Source organism: Shinella zoogloeoides (assembly GCF_022682305.1).
In the GTDB taxonomy this organism is placed as follows: domain Bacteria; phylum Pseudomonadota; class Alphaproteobacteria; order Rhizobiales; family Rhizobiaceae; genus Shinella; species Shinella zoogloeoides_B.
Map to the genome: position 1 here is coordinate 829140 of NZ_CP093528.1, position 16826 is coordinate 845965.

The following is a 16826-nucleotide window of genomic DNA, read 5'->3' on the forward strand; positions in this document are numbered from 1 at the left end:
ACACAGCGTTCACAAAGCCGTGTCGTCCGGGTGAAATTTGCGTCAAATCATGCGCGCAAGCCTGAGACCAGCCGCCTCTGCCACAATTGCGGCAGGGTCATGGACCTAAATCGCCGTTCGTTCGTTTCTGATTCAGCCGCCCCGTTCATCCTGCCTGCCGCCAAACGGATACATAGTTCTTCATGACCGACACCGCGCTTTCCCGCCGCCGTTTCCTCCAATTCTCCGGCCTTGCCATGGCAAGCGGCCTTGCCGGCTGCACGTCCTCCATGAACACGGAGGTCTTCCGTGAGCAGACGCGGCCCTATTTCCGCAATACGGCGCTGGAGGGCAGGCCGGAGCAGATCGACAGAAGGGGGCCGATCAGCATCTACGGCCAGACGCCGCCATCCGGCCTTCTGCCCGAGTCCTCGCGCTACGCCACCATGTATGCCCCAGTCAACGACGGCGGCTTCCAAGTGCCGGCCGTGCCCTACCAGCAGATCGACCCGCGCTTCTACCGTCAGGAGGTGGAAAGCCCTTTCGCTGAGAAGCCGGGCACGATCATCGTGGACACCGGCAACCGCTTTCTCTACCTGATCGAGCAGGATGGCCGCGCCATGCGCTACGGCGTCGGTATCGGCCGGCAGGGTTTCGCCTGGTCGGGCCGCGGCGTCATCCAGTGGAAGCAGGCCTGGCCGAAGTGGACGCCGCCGGACGAGATGGTCAAGCGCCAGCCGGAACTCGCCAACTATTCCGGCGCGAACGGCGGCATGCCCGGCGGCCTCAACAACCCGCTCGGCGCCCGCGCGCTCTACATCTTCAAGGACGGCCAGGACACGCTCTACCGCCTGCACGGCTCACCGGAATGGAAGTCCATCGGCAAGGCCGTCTCCTCCGGCTGCGTGCGCATGCTCAACCAGGATGTGATGGATCTCTATGACCGCGTGCCCAACAAGACGCCGATCCTTGTGATCTGACCGGCCTAGAGCATTTCCGGTGAACTCCGGTTCACCGGAAATGCTCTAGGTTTTTGTTTTTATCGCATTATCCAACGCCGAAGCGATCCCGCTTCGGCTGGAAATGCTCTAGTTCCCGGCCGGCGAGATCAGATGCGCCCCGGCCACCTGCTGGAGATCGGCGGAGGAAACGGCCTTGCCGTCCTCCATGCGCACCTTGCCCTCCGCCACGAGCCGCAGCGCCAGCGGATAGCTCCTGTGCTCCACCGTCAGCACGCGCGCGGCCAGCGTATCGGCGGTATCGGCCGGCAGCACCGGCACGGCGGCCTGCACGATCACCGGACCCTCGTCCATGCCCTCGGTCACGAAATGCACCGTGCAGCCGGCGATGCGCAGCCCCGCATCGATGGCGCGCTGGTGCGTGTGCAGGCCGGGGAAGAGCGGCAGCAGGGACGGATGGATATTGAGGATGCGGCCCTCGTGGCGGTTGATGAACGCGCCGGAGAGCAGCCGCATATAGCCCGCAAGGCAGATGATATCGGGCGAGAGCGCGTCGAGCGCGTCGAGGATCGCCGCCTCGTGTGCTTCCTTGCTGGAAAAGTCCCGGCGCAGGAAGACGCGGGTCGCAATGCCGAGCGCCTCGGCCTTCGCAAGCCCCCCGGCCTCCGCCTTGTCGGAGAAGACCGCGACGATCTCGGCCGGGAAATCCGGCGCTTCCGCCGCCTTCGCCAGCGCCAGCATGTTGGAGCCGCCGCCGGAGATGAAGGCGACGACGCGCTTTCTGGGCGCCGTCATAGGGCGAGCGTGCCCTTGTAGATCGTGCCGGCCGCGCCCTCGTCACGTGCGACCATGCGGCCGAGGCGGAAGACGCTCTCGCCTTCGGCCGAAAGGGCGGCTACGACCGCACCGGCCTTGTCGGCCGGAACGACGGCGATCATGCCGACACCGCAATTGAAGGTGCGGAGCATTTCCGTCGCTTCCACGCCGCCCGTTTTTGCAAGCCAGGAGAAGACCGCCGGGGCCTTGACGGCAGCAAGGTCGATCTCGGCGGCAAGGTGCTTCGGCAGCACGCGCGGAATGTTCTCCGGGAAGCCGCCGCCGGTGATATGCGCCAGCGCCTTGATCGCGCCCGTCTCGCGGATCGCCTTCAGCAGCGGCTTCACATAGATCTTCGTCGGTGTCAGCAGCGCCTCGCCGAGGCTTTTTGCGCCATCGAACGGGGCAGGGGCGTCCCAGCCGAGGCCCGAGAGCGTGACGATCTTGCGCACCAGCGAATAGCCGTTGGAATGCACGCCCGAGGAGGCGAGGCCCAGGATGACGTCGCCTTCGGCGATATCGCCCGCCGGGAGCAACTGGCCGCGTTCGGCCGCGCCGACCGCGAAGCCGGCGAGATCGTAGTCGCCATGCGAGTACATGCCCGGCATTTCCGCCGTCTCGCCGCCGATCAGCGCGCAGCCGGCCTGGCGGCAGCCCTCGGCGATACCCTCGACGATGGCTGCGCCCTGTTCGGGGTCGAGCTTGCCGGTGGCGAAATAGTCGAGGAAGAAGAGCGGTTCGGCGCCCTGCACCACAAGGTCGTTGACGCACATGGCGACGAGGTCGATGCCGACGGTGTCGTGGCGGTTCGCGTCGATGGCGATCTTCAGCTTGGTGCCGACGCCGTCATTGGCGGCGACGAGCACCGGGTCCTTGAAGCCGGCCGCCTTCAGGTCGAAGAGGCCGCCGAAGCCGCCGATCTCGCCGTCCGCGCCCGGGCGGCGCGTCGAGCGCACCGCCGGCTTGATCTTCTCGACCATCAGGTTGCCTGCGTCGATGTCGACGCCCGCGTCGCTATAGGTCAGACCGTTCTTTTCCGACTGGCTCATGCTCTCGTCTCCGGCTCGCGCGCTTATCGCGCCCGATTGGCATGATGGGGGGATAAGTGCAAGAAGAATGCCGGGAGTACCGGGATTTTTTCACTGGTTTGCCGCATGGTCTTGCCGCGGAAATCGCCCCTTGCCCTAACCCTCTCCCCGCGGGCAGGGAGAGGGGACGTGCCCTGCGCAACGGGGAAATCGGGGAAAACGATGCGGCATATCCCTTCTCCACGCCTGCGGGGAGAAGGTGGCGGCAGCCGGATGAGGGGCCGGGGCCTCGAAACGAGCGTCACGGCTTCTTCCCGCCGAGCCTTGACCTTTCTCACCCCCGCATCCTATCTCCAGTGCGAACGAAACACGGGAAAAGCACGATGGCAGCCCATATCAGCGGCGCGGGATTGAAGCGGCAGGTGATCTTCTGGCTCATCGCCTTCGTCTGCTTCGCGCTCTTCCTGCTCGTCTTCTCCGGTATCCTTCTACCGTTCATCGCCGGCATGGCGCTCGCCTATTTCCTCGATCCGGTCGCCGACCGGCTGGAGCGTATCGGCCTTTCCCGCACCATGGCGACGGTGGTGATCCTCGTCACCTTCGTCGTGCTCTTCGCGCTGTCGCTGATGATCGTCATCCCGCTGCTCGCAACCCAGGCCGCCGATTTCCTGGAGAAGCTGCCGGGCTACGTCACCCAGCTTCAGGAGTTGGTGGCGAGCTTCAATCCGGATCTCCTGCCGAGCTGGATCGGCAGCCAGATGGGCACGATCAAGCAGAGCTTCTCCACCATCCTCGCCGAGGCCGCCGGCTTCCTCGGCACGGTGTTCAAGCAGCTCTGGAATTCCGGCATGGCGCTGGTCAACGTCCTCTCGCTGCTGGTCATCACGCCCGTCGTCGCCTTCTATCTCCTGCTCGACTGGGACCGCATGATAGACAAGGTGGATAGCTGGGTGCCGCGCGATCATGTCGCCAATGTGCGCCAGATCGCCTCCGAGATGGATGCGGCCATTGCCGGCTTCGTGCGCGGGCAAGGCTCCATCTGCATCATCCTCGGCCTGTTCTACGGCGTCGGCCTTTCTTTCGCCGGCCTCAATTTCGGCCTGCTGATCGGCCTTTTCGCCGGCCTCATCAGCTTCATTCCCTATGTCGGCTCGCTGGTTGGCCTCGTGCTCGCCGTCGGCGTCGCCGTGGTGCAGTTCTGGCCGGATTACTGGATGGTGGCGCTCATCGCCGTCATCTTCTTCACCGGCCAGTTCATCGAGGGCAACATCCTCCAGCCGAAGCTCGTCGGCTCGCGCGTCGGCCTGCACCCGGTCTGGCTGATGTTCGCGCTGGTCGCCTTCGGCGCGCTGTTCGGCTTCGTCGGGCTGATGATCGCCGTGCCGGCCGCCGCCGCCGTGGGTGTGCTTGTCCGCTTCGGCCTCAACCGCTACCTTGACAGCGACCTCTACTACGGCAGGAGCAAGTCCGTTCTCCTCGAAGAGAGCACACCGAAAGACTAACGGTGGCAGAGAGTAGCCGAGTAACACCATGACGTCGCGCAAGACCGCCGAACAGTTGCCGCTGGCCTTCGGGCACGACCCCGCGACGGGCCGCGACGACCTCCTGATCGCCGAACCCGTGGACGCGGCCGTGGCGATGATCGACGCCTGGCCGCACTGGCCGGCGCCCGTTGTCGTCATCGCCGGACCCGTCGGCTCGGGAAAGTCGCACCTCGCCGCCATCTGGCGCGAGAAGGCCGGCGCACGCCTCATCGAGGCGAAGGCGGGGCAGGGCGCGGAGGAGGCCGCCGAACATGGCCCCGTCCTCATCGAGGATGCCGACCGCGCGGGCTTCGAAGACCGCACGCTCTTCCACATTATCAACAACGTGCGCCAGCACGGCCATACCCTGCTCATCACCAGCCGGCTCTGGCCGATGTCCTGGCCGGTGGAGCTGCCGGACCTGCGCTCGCGCCTCAAGGCGGCGACGGTGGTGGAGATCGGCGAGCCGGATGACGAACTGCTCTCGCAGGTCATCGTAAAACTCTTCGCCGACCGCCAGCTCTTCGTCGACGACAAGCTCGTCGCCTATATCGTGGCGCGCATGGAGCGCTCGCTGGAGGCGGCGCAAACCCTGGTGGAACGCCTCGACCGCCTGGCGCTCGCCCGCGGCAGCCGTATCACGCGCACGCTGGCGCAGGAGGTGCTGGGGGAGATGGTGGGCGGAGAGGATTGAGGGGAGGACGCTGCGCCCCTCATCCGGCCTGCCGGCCACCTTCTCCCCGCAGGCGGGGAGAAGGGGATATGCCGCACCGTTTCCCAAATCTCCAACGCTGCACGGGGCAAGTCCCCTCTCCCCGCTTGCGGGGAGAGGGTTAGGGTGAGGGGCAGCCCCGGCTACGATTGTCTCCTGAATCCCACCGCCCCCGATTGACTGTCACAGTTCTGTCGTCAAACTGCGCTAAACGCTTCGCGGAAAAGCGGAAATAGTTTTCGCGTTCAAGGCTGACGGCAAACCGGGCGGAACTTCCAATGGATACAGCGACTTCCGATCTCTCTCAGGAAAAGCCCGCCGATGCGCCCATCGACGTCGCGGCGCTGATGGCCAGTCCCGAGCGCTTCATCAACCGCGAGTTCTCCTGGCTCCAGTTCAATCGCCGCGTCCTCGAGGAGACGCTGAACACCGCCCATCCTCTGCTGGAGCGCATTCGCTTCCTGTCGATCTCGGCGGCCAATCTCGACGAGTTCTTCATGGTGCGCGTCGCCGGCCTGGAAGGGCAGGTGCGCCAGGGCGTCGGCATCCGCAGCCCGGACGGCAAGACCTCTGCCGAGCAGCTCGACGATATCCTGAAGGAGATCGACAATCTCCAGATGGAGCAGCAGGCCTCGCTCGCCGTGCTCCAGCAGTATCTCGCCAAGGAAGACATCCTGATCGTCCGCCCCACGGCGCTTTCCAGCGACGACAAGGTCTGGCTCCAGCAGGAATTCATGCAGTCGATCTTCCCGGTGCTGACGCCGCTCTCCATCGATCCGGCCCATCCGTTCCCGTTCATCCCGAACCTCGGCTTCTCCATCGGCCTCCAGCTTGAAAGCACGACCGGCAAGGAGCCGATGACGGCGCTGCTCCGCCTGCCCGTCGCGCTCGACCGCTTCATCCGCCTGCCGGACGCCAAGGGCGCGATCCGCTACATCACGCTTGAGGATGCCGTCGGCCTCTTCATCGGAAGACTCTTCCCCGGCTATATCGTGCGCGGCTCGGGCACGTTCCGCATCATCCGCGACAGCGATATCGAGGTGGAGGAAGAGGCAGAGGATCTGGTGCGCTTCTTCGAGACGGCGCTGAAGCGCCGCCGCCGCGGCTCGGTGATCCGCATCGAGACGGATTCGGAAATGCCCGAATCGCTGCGCCGCTTCGTGGTCGGCGAACTCGGCGTGCCGGATAACCGCGTCGCCGTGCTGCCGGGCCTGCTCGCCCTCAACACGCTGTCGGAAATCGCCAAGGCCCCGCGCGACGACCTGCGGTTCGAGCCCTACAATGCCCGATTTCCCGAACGCGTCCGCGAGCACGCCGGAGACTGCCTCGCCGCCATCCGGGAAAAGGACATGGTCGTCCACCACCCCTACGAAAGCTTCGACGTGGTGGTCCAGTTCCTTCTCCAGGCTGCGCGCGATCCTGACGTCCTGGCGATAAAGCAGACGCTCTACCGCACCTCCAACGACAGCCCCATCGTGCGCGCGCTGATCGACGCGGCCGAGGCCGGCAAGTCGGTGACGGCGCTGGTGGAACTGAAAGCCCGCTTCGATGAAGAGGCCAACATCCGCTGGGCGCGCGACCTCGAGCGCGCCGGCGTGCAGGTCGTCTTCGGCTTCATCGAACTGAAAACCCACGCCAAGATGTCGATGGTCGTGCGCCGCGAGGAGGGCAAGCTTCGCACCTATTGCCACCTCGGCACGGGCAACTATCACCCGATCACGGCGAAGATCTACACGGACCTGTCCTTCTTCACCTGCAACCCGACGATTGCCAGCGACATGGCGAACATCTTCAATTTCATCACCGGCTATGGCGAGCCGGAGGCCGGCATGAAGCTCGCCTTCTCGCCCTATACGCTGCGCCCGCGCATCCTGCGTCACATCGACGAGGAGATCGCGCATGCGAAGAACGGCGCGCCGGCGGCGATCTGGATGAAGATGAATTCGCTGGTCGATCCCGACATCATCGACGCCCTCTACCGCGCCAGCCAGGCGGGCGTGATCGTCGATCTCGTCGTGCGCGGCATCTGCTGCCTGCGCCCGCAGGTTCCGGGGCTTTCCGACAATATCCGCGTCAAATCCATCGTCGGCCGCTTCCTCGAACATTCCCGCATCTTCTGCTTCGGCAATGGCCACGGGCTTCCATCGGACAAGGCGCTGGTCTATATAGGCTCCGCGGATATGATGCCGCGCAACCTGGACCGGCGGGTCGAGACACTCGTGCCTCTGATCAACCGGACGGTGCATGAGCAGGTACTTTCGCAGATCATGCTGGGCAATCTCATCGATAACCAGCAGAGCTACGAGATTCTTGCGGACGGAACGTCCCGGCGCATGGAAGTGCAGTCCGGGGCCGAGCCGTTCAACGCTCAGCACTACTTCATGACCAACCCCAGCCTCTCGGGCCGGGGCGAGGCTCTGAAGTCCTCGACACCGAAGGCGATCGCGGGCTGGCAAGGCCGCCGGAAGACATAACTGGATATGCATGGTCGAATCTGAAGCCCAGGGGCGTTTGCCTGGAATTGCCCCGGTCTCGGTCGTGGATATCGGGTCCAACTCGATTCGCCTCGTGATCTATGAGGGCATGAGCCGTTCGCCGGCCATGCTCTTCAACGAGAAGGTCATGTGCGGCCTCGGCAAGGGGCTTGCGAAGACCGGCCGCATGGACCCGGCGAGCGTCGAGCGCGCGCTGGCTGCGCTTCATCGCTTCAAGGCCCTGTCGAAACAGGCCCGCGCCTCCACCATGTTCGCGCTGGCGACCGCCGCCGCGCGCGAGGCGGAGAACGGTCCCGATTTCATCCACCAGGCGGAAATGATCCTCGGCCAGAAGGTGCGCGTGCTGACCGGCGAGGAGGAAGCCTATTTCTCCGCGCTCGGCATCGTCAGCGGCTTTGCCGATACGGACGGCATCGTCGGCGACCTCGGCGGCGGCTCGCTGGAACTGATCGACGTGACCCGTCTCGATGTCGGCAAGGGCATCACGCTGCCGCTCGGCGGCATCCGCCTGTCGGAAGCCTCGGGCGGCTCGCCCGCGCAGGCCCGCATCGTCGCGCGCAAATACCTGCGCACCGCCAATCTCCTCAAGAAGGGGGAGGGCCGCGCCTTCTACGCCGTCGGCGGCACCTGGCGCGCCCTCGGCGCGCTGCACATGGAAGCGCAGAACTATCCGCTGCACATGATCCAGGGCTACGAGCTCGGCTTTTCCGACGCCATGGACTTCCTGACGGACGTGGTCACCGCCAAGGACCAGAAGGATCCGGCCTATGCGGCGATCTCCAAGAGCCGGCGCAACCTGCTGCCCTTCGGCGCGGTCGCCCTGCAGGAGACCATCGCCATCATGAGGCCCTCGCGGGTCTTCTTCTCCGCGCAGGGCGTGCGCGAAGGCTATCTCTATTCGCTGCTGCCCGAGCGGGAGAAGGCACGAGATCCGCTGCTTTCGGCCGCCGGCGAACTCGCCATCCTGCGCGCCCGCTCACCCGAGCACGCCCGCGAGCTTGCCGAATGGACCGGCCGGATGATGCCGCTCTTCGGCGTAACCGAAACGCCGGAAGAGGCGCGCTATCGCGAGACCGCCTGCCTTCTGGCCGACATAAGCTGGCGTGCCCACCCGGATTACCGCGGCCTGCAGGCGCTGAATCTCATCGCCCACGGGACCTTCATCGGCATCACCCATCCCGGCCGCGCCTTCATCGCGCTTGCCAATTACTACCGTTTCGAGGGCCTTAGCGACGACGCCGTCAGCAGTTCACTCGCCGGCATCGCCCCGCCGCGCATGCGCGAACTGGCAAAGCTTCTCGGTGGCCTGCTGCGTGTCGCCTACCTCTTCTCGGCCTCCATGCCGGGCGTCGTGCCGCACATCGCCTTCCGCAAGTCGTCGCAGCCCGATACGGACCTCGAACTCGCCGTGCCGGCGGACTATGCCGAACTTGCCGGCGAACGGCTCGACGGCCGCCTGCAGCAACTCGCCAAGCTGACGGGCCGGAAGCTCGCTTTCAGGTTCCTGTGAGGCCAGCCATGCGGATCGCTTCCTTCCTTACCGGTTTCCTACTTGCCGCAAGCGCTTTTGCGCAGGACTGGCAGGCGGTCGAGCGCGTGGAGCCTTACGCCGTGCAGGGCGCGACGGGCATGGAAATCTACCAGTCGATCGGCGAGCGCGGCCCCAAGCTCGGCGTGGCCCGCGTCATCGCCCATACCGGTTTCAAGCTGACCTGGACGCGCAAATACGAGCGCCGGGGCAATGCCTGCGTCATTACGGTCAACAAGCCGAAGCTCATCATCACCTACACGTTGCCGAAGCTGAAATCCAAGCTCTCCGAGCCGCTGAAGAGCCGCTGGGAAACCTTCATTGCGGGTGTCACCAGGCATGAGAAGGTGCATGGCGACTTCATCAAGGACATGGTGAAGGAAATCGAGGCGATGAGCGTCGGCCTGACGGTCGACAACGACCCGGACTGCCGGAAGATCCGCCCCGTGCTACAGGCCCGCCTCGGCGAACTTTCCGACGCCCAGCGCGCCCGCAGCCGCGATTTCGACCAGATCGAAATGAGCGAGGGCGGCAACGTCCACCAGCTCATCCTGCACCTGGTCGATCCGCGATAAGGGCAAGGGAGCGGCTTAAAGCTCCACCGCCTCGATCTTCCGGTCGATGAAGCGCAGCGCCACCTTGCCGCCGATGAGGTTGAGGGCGGTGTCGCCGAAGAGGTCGCGGCGCCAGCCGGTGAGGGCGGGGACTTTGGCGGCTTCACCTTCGATGGCGATCTTTTCGAGATCGTCGGAATTGGCGATGATTTTGGCGGCAACGCCCTGCTTTTCCGCGACGATCTTCAGGAGCACCTTCAGCATCTCGCTGGCGGCGGCGGCGCCTTCCGGCACATGGTTCTGGCGCGGCAGGCGCGGCAGGTCGTTCTTCGGGATCGCCAGCGCCTCATTGACCGCTTCGAGAAGCGCGGTGCCGGACTGCGAGCGCTCCCAGCCCTTGGGAATGGTGCGCAGGCGCGCCAGCGCCTCGGCATCGACGGGCTGCTGCTGGGCGATCTCGTAGATCGTGTCGTCCTTGAGGATGCGCGAGCGCGGCACGTTGCGGCCGCGCGCCTCGCGTTCGCGCCAGGCGGCGACCTTCTGCAGGACGGCCAGTTCCATCGGCTTCTTGACGCGCATCTTCAGGCGCTTCCAGGCGTCGTCCGGATGCAGGTCGTAGGTGTCGCGGGATTCGAGGACCGCCATTTCCTCGGTCAGCCACAGCGAGCGGCCGGCCTCGTCGAGCTTGGCCTTCAGCGCCAGGTAGACGTCGCGCAGGTGTGTCACGTCGGCGAGCGCATATTCGAGCTGCTTTTCGGTGAGCGGGCGGCGGCTCCAGTCGGTGAAGCGCGAGGACTTGTCGATATGCACGCCCTTGATCTTCTGGACGAGCTGGTCGTAGGACACGCTGTCGCCGAAGCCGCAGACCATGGCGGCGACCTGCGTGTCGAAGATCGGATGCGGAATGAGATTGCCGCGGTGGACGATGATTTCGATGTCCTGCCGTGCGGCGTGGAACACCTTCAGCACCGCCGGATTGCCCATCAGCTCGAAGAAGGGGGCAAGGTCGAGGCCCTTGGCGAGCGGATCGACGATCACCTCGATCTCCGGGCCGGCAAGCTGGATCAGGCACAGTTCCGGCCAGAAGGTCGTCTCCCGCAGGAACTCCGTGTCGATCGTCAGATACTCGGAACGGGCGAGCGTCTCACAGGCGTCGCGAAGGGCTGCGGTGGTTTCGATGATCTGCATGATGGCTCGGGCGGGCTTTTCTTTGAGATTTTTGATCGGGCAGCTTTAGACGGTCCACGGTTTTGCCACAATCGAAAACTTGCGCCGCCCGCTCCTCACGTCACCCGCACATAGCTGGTCATGCCGGTCTTCTGGTGCTCGATGATATGGCAATGGAACACCCAGTCGCCGGGATTGTCGGCGACGAGGGCGAGCTGGACCTTCTCGTCGGGCAGGATGAGGTAGGTGTCGGAGAAGTGCGGGCGGATCGCCTGCTTGTTGGAGTTCATCGGACGGAAGACGAGGCCGTGCAGGTGAAGGGGGTGCACCTGTGGCGTCGGGTTCTCGACGTTGAAGATATAGGTCTTGCCGGCCTTCATCTCGGCGAGCGGCGCGGTCGGGTCGCCCGTATCGTCCGCCCACGGCACCTTGTTGATGGCCCAGAAATTGTAGCCGAGCGAGCCGCAGATGCCGTCCTTCGGGCGCTCTTCCGCCGAGGCGCTGAGGATGAAGGGCAATTCGGTGGCGGCGGAAAGATCCGGCTCGGGCAGGGGATTGGCGGCGAGCGCCGGCAGGTCGGCGACGTTGCGCTTCAGGGAGGCGCCGGTCGCGCGGAACGTGGCGAGCGTGGCGGGCTTGGTGCCGCGCAGGTCCTTCAGGGCGGCGACCGCGCCTTCCGTGTCGGGCATGCGCAGCACGAGGTCGAGCCGCTGGCCGGGACCGATCATCAGGTGGTCCGGCGAAAAGCGCTCTGCCACCGGGTTGCCGTCGGCGGCGATGACCAGCGCCTCGGCGCCCTCCACGGAGAGCGCGAGAATGCGGGTGACGTCCGTCGCGGCAAGGCGCAGGCGCACGAGGCCGCCGACCGGCGCGTCATATTGCGGGGACTGCCGCCAGTTGGCGGTGCGCACGGTGCCGAAGGTGCCGGCGCGGGCGGCGTCGCGGGGCTTGAACTGGGCGATGAACTGCCCGTCGCCGCCGAGCCGCCAGTCGCGCAGGTTCAGCACGATCTCCGCGTCGAAGGCGGGATCAGCCGGATCCTCCACCACGACGAGGCCGGCAAGGCCGCGGCCGATCTGCTCCAGCGTGTTGCAATGGGGATGATACCAGAAGGTGCCGGCATCCGGCGGGGTGAAGGCATAGTCGAAGCCGTCGCCGCCATAGACATAGGGCTGCGTCAGGAAGGGAACGCCGTCCATCCTGTTGTCGATGCGCAGGCCGTGCCAGTGGATGGTGGTCGGCTCGTCCAGCCGGTTGTCGAGGCGAAGCGCGAAGGGCGTGCCCCGGCGCATGCGCAGCACCGGCGGGATTTCCGCTTCGCCATAGGTCATCGCGCCCTTTGTCGGTCCCTTGTCGGTGATGAGCGCCTCCGTGCGGCGCGCGACGAGGGGCATGGCGGCCCCGGCGCTCGCCACGCCGCCGAAGCGGCCCGCAAGCCCGAGACCTCCCGCATAGGCTCCGGCGGCAAGCGCCCCCTTCATCAGCGTGCGGCGTGTCGGCATGGCGGTTTCTCCGGTGGCGTTCCTCGTTTTCTAAACCTGAGAAGGACGCTCATCAATAAGCCGCTACAGACCAGATTGCCGCAGCCTCAATGCCCGCCGTCGCGGTCCTTGTCGGAGGCGGCGAGCTTGTTGAAGAAGAAGGAGGTGCGCAGCAGGTTGCGGAAGCGGCTGTGACGCGCGCCCGCCGGCACGGCGGGGCGGGCGCTCATGCGCAGCACCGTATAGGCCATGAAGGCGACGAGGACGACGGCGGTATAGATGAACAGCGCCTGCGGCCCGAAGAACTGCAGCAGCACCGAGGCGAAGAGCGGCCCGATGATCGCCCCGCAGGACCAGAAGAACAGCATGCCCGCCGAGACCAGCGCATGTTCGCCCTCGCCGGCGTGGTCGTTGGCATGGGCCGAGCAGAGCGAATAGAGTGGCATGGCGAAGGCGCCGAAGACGAAGATGCCGACGAGGTTGCGCCATTCGTCGCCGCCCGCGAAGAAGGCGAGGTAAAGCGCGGCGAGCGTGGAGCCGAGCGTGGCGACGAGGATGACGAGACGGCGGTCGAGCCGGTCGGAATAGATGCCGAGCGGATATTGCAGCACGACCCCGCCGACGATGCCCGCGCTCATGAAGCTGGCGATGGCCGTCACCGACAGGCCGATATCGTGCGCGTAGATCGGCCCGAGATTGCGGAAGGCCGCATTGGTGAGGCCGACGACGATGCAGCCGACGGTGGCGAGCGGCGAGATGTTCCAGAGCTTCTTCACATCGAAGCGGATCGCTTCCGGCACGGTGGGGCTGGAGCGGTCGGCCAGCGAGATCGGCACGAGCGACAGCGACAGCGCCATGGCGATGAAGGCGAAGATCTCGAAGCCGCCGATACCGACGCCGGGAATGACATATTGCGCCGCCGTCACCGAGCCGAGGTCGACGAGGCGGTAGATGGAGAGCGTGCGCGCCCGGTTGGCATTGGTGACGGAGGCGTTCAGCCAGCTTTCGACGGTGGCGAAGAGGCTGGCGAAACAGATGCCGGCGACAAGGCGCATCGCGAACCAGAAGACGGGATCGATGAGCAGCACCATGGCGATGGCCGAGGCCGAGGCGATGGCCGCCATGGCGGAGAAGGTGCGGATATGGCCGATGGCGCGCAGCACGCGCGTCACATAGATGCAGCCGATGGCGAAACCGATGCTGTAGCCCGCGCCCACGAAGCCGATCAGCGAGGTGGAGAACCCTTCCTGCGAGGCGCGCAGCGCGATGAAGGTGCCCTGCAGCCCGTTCCCTCCGATCAGGATGCCGGCGGTGACGAGAAGGGGAATCAGGGGGCGAATCGTGGACATGCGGGCACTATGGCGAAGGATTTGCGGAAAGGGAGGGGGGAGGCGGCGCGGCGGTGAAATTGTGTGCGGCGGCGGGTGTGGCCGCCCTCATCCGGCCTGCCGGACACCTAGTCTCCGCAGGCGGGGAGAAGGAGAGATGCCGAGCCGTTTTCCCAAATCTCCGACGCTGCGTGAGGCATGTTCCCTCTCCCCGCCTGCGGGGAGAGGGGTAGGGTGAGGGGCAAGGCGAATGCCGCCCCTTACATCTTCAGAAGCTCCGCCATCACCCGCAGATGATCGGCCTGCAAGGGCTTTTCGAAATAGCTCTTCACGAAGCTGTACTGCATGGCCCGCTCCCGGTCCTTGCCGAGGCGCGAGCTGGTCAGCAGGGCGACGATCGGCGCATGCACTTCGAATTCCGTCGCATAGCGGTCGAGGAATTCGAAGCCGTTCATCACGGGCATGTTGATGTCGAGGATGATGGCGTCGGGGGTCTCGCGGTGGAGTATGTCGAGCGCCTCGGCGCCGTCGAGGGCCTTCAGCACGCGGATCGACGGATCGAATTTGCGGATCGTGTAGTCGCAGATGAACTGGTCGTTCTCGTCGTCATCGACGACCAGGATCGAGGTGATCTTCATGTTTGTCCCTGTCGGGCAGTTCGATGATGAACCGGCTGCCCTTATCTCTTGCTTCATAGAGCGCATCGCCCCCGAGGGATTCCGCGCTCTTTTTCAATATGTAGAGGCCTAACCCGCTGCCGAAGGACCGATTCGGGTGCAGCCGTTTGAACATTCTGAACAACAAATGGCGGCTCGCGGGCGGAACGCCCAGGCCGTTGTCCTCCACCGACAGCCGCAGCTTGCCGCCATAGCGGAAGGCGCGGATATCGATCGCCGGTTCTGCCTCCTTCGGGTCGTGATACTTGACCGCATTGGACAGCAGGTTGCCGACGATGACCTGGAATTTCGATGGCTTGCTGATGATTGTCAATTCCGCCGGCACATGATTTTCGATGCGGATCCGCTTGACGTCGTCGAGATGGGAGAGGGCGTCGATGGCCTCCGACACCAGCGCGCGCAGCGCGACCGGCCGCTCCTCTTCCTCCATCAGCCGGTTGCGCGTCAGCGTGATGATGTTCTGGATCAGGTGGTCGAGACGGCGGAAGTTCTGCTCCATGCGCTGGAGCATCTGGTCGAGCGCGGCGTGCTCGCCTTCCGCCAGCATCTCGCGCGAAATGCCGAGCAGGCCCATGGAGGAGGCTATGGGCGAGCGAAGGTCGTGCGAGGTGCGGTAGGCGAATTCCTCCAGCTCCGCATTCGCCTCGATCAGCGCCTGCTCGTTCGCCTTGCGTTCGGAGATGTCGCGCACGAGGCCGCTATAGATGGTGGCGCCGTTCACCTCCACCTTGGCGACGGCAAGGTCGAGCGGGAAGGATACGCCGTCCTTGCGCCGGCCCTCTACCTCGCGGCCGATGCCGATGACCTTCGCCGCGCCGCCGCGCTGGTAGTTGGAAAGATAGCGGTCGTGCTCGCCGTGATACGGCTCCGGCATCAGCATCTTGACGTTGTTGCCGATCATCTCGCGCGGCGCATAGCCGAAGATGCGCGTGCAGGCCGCGTTGACGGTGAGGATGATGCCGCGCTCGTCGATGGTGACGATGCCGTCCACGGCGTTGTCGATGATGGCGGCGAGGCGCGCCTGGCTTTCGGCAAGGTCGGCCGCCATGCGCCGCGCACGGCGGGAGGAAAGGTAGAGATGGACGAGGAGGCCGCCGGACAGCGCGCCGGAGATCAGCACGAGGGAGGAGAGCGTCGAGCGGGCGTTGTTGCCGCTGCTGGTGAAGGTGATGCCGAAGGAGGTTTCGTAGCGCCCCAGCTCATAGTAGGTCATGGCGAGCAGCAGCAGGTAGGTGGCAAGGCCCAGGATGCCGGCGAGCGTCGCCCGGTGGAAGCCGCTCGCTTCCGTATCCGTGAAGACGATGACGATGCCGAGCGCGACGAAGCAGGTGGTGCTCTGGAACGACATGCGCGAGAGGCGCACCCAGTCATGCGCGAAATCGAGCGCGATGGCATAGCCGATGAAGGCGGCGGCCGCGATGATGAAGGTCGCAAGGCCGAGCACGATCTGCACCGCATCGCTCTTCTGCCGGTAGGCGCGCAGGAACAGCGCGACGCTCACCATCATGTAGCAGGCGGCGGTATTGGGCGCGATCCGCCCCGGCAGGCTGGTGCGTATATCGGTGAAGGGCGTGTGGAGCGCGGTGTCTATGCCGGCGTCGATGCCGAAGAGATGCTGCGCCAGAGCGACGGCGCCATAGGCGAAGACCGGCACCATCATCAGCGCGGGCAGGTGCCGGAAGCCGCGCGTCATCGCCAGCAGCGCCGCGCCGATGACGATGACGGCCAGCGCCGAATTGAACTTCATGCCGAACAGGAAGGGATAGTGCGCGGCAAGGCGCGCCGGCTCGCTCAGCCAGAGCGCGATCACCGCAATGCCCACGGCGATGCACCAGAGGCCCGCCGCGACGTTGGCCTTGCGCCAGGACTGTTCTCGATCCACCCATGCCCCCCTGGCGGTTCCGTTCCGCCGCGCGGGGCAGCTTAGAGCATTTCCGACCGGAGTGCGTAGCTGTTTTGCGTCGTGAAACGCGTAAATCCAAGGGGATAGGCGTGGGCGTCACGCCCGTCAGGCGGCGTCGCCCTGCTTGCCTTCGCCCTCGAGCCGGCCGGCCAGGGCCTGAAGCTCGGCGGTCAGCGCCTGCAGGGTCTCCAGCGAGCAGCCGGTCGCCTTGCCGATCTCCATGCGGATGGCGAGGGCGTCGCGCTGCATGGCGCGGCCTTTGTCGGTGAGTGTCACCAGCACCTGCCGCTCGTCGCTTTTGTCCCGCGCGCGACGGATATAGCCGGCCGCCTCCAGCCGCTTGAGGAGAGGGGAGAGCGTGCCGGAATCGAGGCCGAGCGTCTCGCCCAGCGCCTTCACCGTGCGCCTGTCCTCCTCCCAAAGCGTCATCAGCGCGATATATTGCGGATAGGTGAGGCCGTAGGGATCGAGCAGGGGCTTGTAGGTGCGGTTGAGCGCGTGGGCGGCGGAATAGACGGCGAAACAGAGCTGCGCGTCGAGCGCCAGCATGCCGGCCGGAATATCGCCTGTCTCAGCTTCGTCACGTTTGTCGATCATGCTGCCATTGTCGCACAAACGGCCAAAATTGCAATTTGCAAAATCATATTGCGCGCAATCTAATTTTACGCTACCAATT

The 16826-nt window shown here is 65.3% G+C and carries 14 protein-coding genes; 6 read left to right on the forward strand and 8 right to left on the reverse strand.

The window, feature by feature from the left end:
• Positions 1-182: 182 nt before the first annotated feature.
• Complete coding sequence (locus tag MOE34_RS04160; RefSeq protein ID WP_242221294.1) at positions 183-959, forward strand: L,D-transpeptidase; 777 nt, start codon at positions 183-185, stop codon at positions 957-959.
• A 108-nt stretch (positions 960-1067) separates the two neighbouring features.
• On the opposite strand, the gene purN is transcribed toward MOE34_RS04160, so the two are convergent.
• Entirely contained in the window at positions 1068-1733 is a 666-nt protein-coding gene (gene purN / locus MOE34_RS04165; protein WP_242221296.1) for a phosphoribosylglycinamide formyltransferase, read from the reverse strand.
• Positions 1730-2803, reverse strand: coding sequence for a phosphoribosylformylglycinamidine cyclo-ligase (gene purM, locus MOE34_RS04170; protein ID WP_242221298.1), 1074 nt, complete (start codon positions 2801-2803; stop codon positions 1730-1732). The genes purN and purM overlap by 4 nt, the downstream gene beginning before the upstream one ends.
• 362 nt (positions 2804-3165) lie before the next feature.
• Here purM and MOE34_RS04175 point away from each other — a divergent pair, with 362 nt between their 5' ends.
• From MOE34_RS04175 to MOE34_RS04195, 5 genes are all read left to right on the forward strand, one after another.
• Positions 3166-4284 (forward strand): AI-2E family transporter, encoded by a 1119-nt coding sequence (locus tag MOE34_RS04175; RefSeq protein ID WP_242221301.1) that lies wholly within the window; start codon positions 3166-3168, stop codon positions 4282-4284.
• A gap of 28 nt (positions 4285-4312) precedes the next feature.
• Positions 4313-4999: a DnaA regulatory inactivator HdaA gene (hdaA, locus tag MOE34_RS04180; protein ID WP_242221303.1), complete on the forward strand. Its 687-nt coding sequence runs from the start codon at positions 4313-4315 to the stop codon at positions 4997-4999.
• Positions 5000-5295: 296 nt separating this feature from the next.
• Positions 5296-7491: an RNA degradosome polyphosphate kinase gene (locus tag MOE34_RS04185; protein WP_242221305.1), complete on the forward strand. Its 2196-nt coding sequence runs from the start codon at positions 5296-5298 to the stop codon at positions 7489-7491.
• Between the two features lie 10 nt (positions 7492-7501).
• Positions 7502-9022 (forward strand): Ppx/GppA family phosphatase, encoded by a 1521-nt coding sequence (locus MOE34_RS04190; RefSeq protein ID WP_242221307.1) that lies wholly within the window; start codon positions 7502-7504, stop codon positions 9020-9022.
• Positions 9023-9030: 8 nt separating this feature from the next.
• On the forward strand, positions 9031-9615 hold the full coding sequence (locus MOE34_RS04195; protein WP_242221310.1) for a DUF922 domain-containing Zn-dependent protease: 585 nt from the start codon (positions 9031-9033) through the stop codon (positions 9613-9615).
• A 15-nt stretch (positions 9616-9630) separates the two neighbouring features.
• Here MOE34_RS04195 and rnd read toward each other — a convergent pair whose 3' ends face one another.
• The 6 genes from rnd to MOE34_RS04225 form a co-directional block, all read right to left on the reverse strand.
• Positions 9631-10776: a ribonuclease D gene (gene rnd / locus MOE34_RS04200; RefSeq protein ID WP_242223746.1), complete on the reverse strand. Its 1146-nt coding sequence runs from the start codon at positions 10774-10776 to the stop codon at positions 9631-9633.
• 101 nt (positions 10777-10877) lie between these two features.
• Positions 10878-12263, reverse strand: a complete 1386-nt coding sequence (locus tag MOE34_RS04205; protein ID WP_242221312.1) for a multicopper oxidase family protein — start codon at positions 12261-12263, stop codon at positions 10878-10880.
• Between the two features lie 86 nt (positions 12264-12349).
• Positions 12350-13591 carry an MFS transporter gene (locus tag MOE34_RS04210; RefSeq protein WP_242221314.1) on the reverse strand — a complete coding sequence of 414 codons (1242 nt, stop codon included), beginning with the start codon at positions 13589-13591 and terminating at the stop codon, positions 12350-12352.
• 239 nt (positions 13592-13830) lie between these two features.
• Positions 13831-14208, reverse strand: coding sequence for a response regulator (locus tag MOE34_RS04215; protein WP_242221316.1), 378 nt, complete (start codon positions 14206-14208; stop codon positions 13831-13833).
• Positions 14177-16129 carry a sensor histidine kinase gene (locus tag MOE34_RS04220; protein WP_242221318.1) on the reverse strand — a complete coding sequence of 651 codons (1953 nt, stop codon included), beginning with the start codon at positions 16127-16129 and terminating at the stop codon, positions 14177-14179. Before MOE34_RS04220 ends, MOE34_RS04215 begins: the two co-directional genes overlap by 32 nt.
• A gap of 126 nt (positions 16130-16255) precedes the next feature.
• Positions 16256-16747, reverse strand: a complete 492-nt coding sequence (locus tag MOE34_RS04225) for a MarR family winged helix-turn-helix transcriptional regulator (protein WP_160785558.1) — start codon at positions 16745-16747, stop codon at positions 16256-16258.
• Positions 16748-16826: the final 79 nt, after the last annotated feature.

Excerpts from the sequence above, each read along its gene's own strand:
- purN (WP_242221296.1), bottom strand. The coding sequence starts at position 1,733 with ATGACGGCGCCCAGAAAGCGCGTCGTCGCCTTCATCTCCGGCGGCGGC.
- MOE34_RS04190 (WP_242221307.1), top strand. The coding sequence starts at position 7,502 with ATGGTCGAATCTGAAGCCCAGGGGCGTTTGCCTGGAATTGCCCCGGTC.
- MOE34_RS04210 (WP_242221314.1), bottom strand. The coding sequence starts at position 13,591 with ATGTCCACGATTCGCCCCCTGATTCCCCTTCTCGTCACCGCCGGCATC.
- MOE34_RS04195 (WP_242221310.1), top strand. The coding sequence starts at position 9,031 with ATGCGGATCGCTTCCTTCCTTACCGGTTTCCTACTTGCCGCAAGCGCT.
- MOE34_RS04160 (WP_242221294.1), top strand. The coding sequence starts at position 183 with ATGACCGACACCGCGCTTTCCCGCCGCCGTTTCCTCCAATTCTCCGGC.
- MOE34_RS04185 (WP_242221305.1), top strand. The coding sequence starts at position 5,296 with ATGGATACAGCGACTTCCGATCTCTCTCAGGAAAAGCCCGCCGATGCG.
- MOE34_RS04215 (WP_242221316.1), bottom strand. The coding sequence starts at position 14,208 with ATGAAGATCACCTCGATCCTGGTCGTCGATGACGACGAGAACGACCAG.
- MOE34_RS04205 (WP_242221312.1), bottom strand. The coding sequence starts at position 12,263 with ATGCCGACACGCCGCACGCTGATGAAGGGGGCGCTTGCCGCCGGAGCC.
- MOE34_RS04175 (WP_242221301.1), top strand. The coding sequence starts at position 3,166 with ATGGCAGCCCATATCAGCGGCGCGGGATTGAAGCGGCAGGTGATCTTC.
- MOE34_RS04225 (WP_160785558.1), bottom strand. The coding sequence starts at position 16,747 with ATGATCGACAAACGTGACGAAGCTGAGACAGGCGATATTCCGGCCGGC.
- purM (WP_242221298.1), bottom strand. The coding sequence starts at position 2,803 with ATGAGCCAGTCGGAAAAGAACGGTCTGACCTATAGCGACGCGGGCGTC.
- hdaA (WP_242221303.1), top strand. The coding sequence starts at position 4,313 with ATGACGTCGCGCAAGACCGCCGAACAGTTGCCGCTGGCCTTCGGGCAC.